The organism is Bowmanella dokdonensis, assembly GCF_017254865.1.
In the GTDB taxonomy this organism is placed as follows: Bacteria; Pseudomonadota; Gammaproteobacteria; order Enterobacterales; family Alteromonadaceae; genus Bowmanella; species Bowmanella dokdonensis.
Genome location: NZ_JAFKCV010000272.1, coordinates 1 through 315, shown reverse-complemented (window position 1 = coordinate 315; position 315 = coordinate 1). Strand labels below are relative to the sequence as shown.

The window sequence follows — 315 nt, the reverse complement described above, 5'->3', positions numbered from 1 at the left end:
CCAACAACGAAAAATTGCTGGCCGATCCAATGTATATGGGCGCGCGTCACAAGCGTATCAGCCAGGAAGAATATGACGCCTTTATGGAAGATTTTATCCGAGCGGTGAAGCGTCGCTGGCCGGATGCCATGATCCAGTTTGAAGATTTTGCCCAACAAAATGCCATGCCTCTGCTAAATCGTTATCGTAACGAAGTATGCTGCTTTAACGACGATATTCAGGGCACGGCAGCAGTGACAGTAGGCACTCTGTTGGCAGCCTGTCGTACCAACGGCGCCAAGCTTTCTGAGCAAAAAGTGGTATTTGTGGGTGCCG

1 protein-coding gene is annotated in these 315 nt (G+C 50.2%); it reads left to right on the top strand.

Features of this window, described 5'->3' with window-relative positions:
* The coding region (locus tag J0A66_RS22540) for a malic enzyme-like NAD(P)-binding protein (RefSeq protein WP_277603625.1) at window positions 1-315 on the top strand (315 nt) is incomplete at both ends.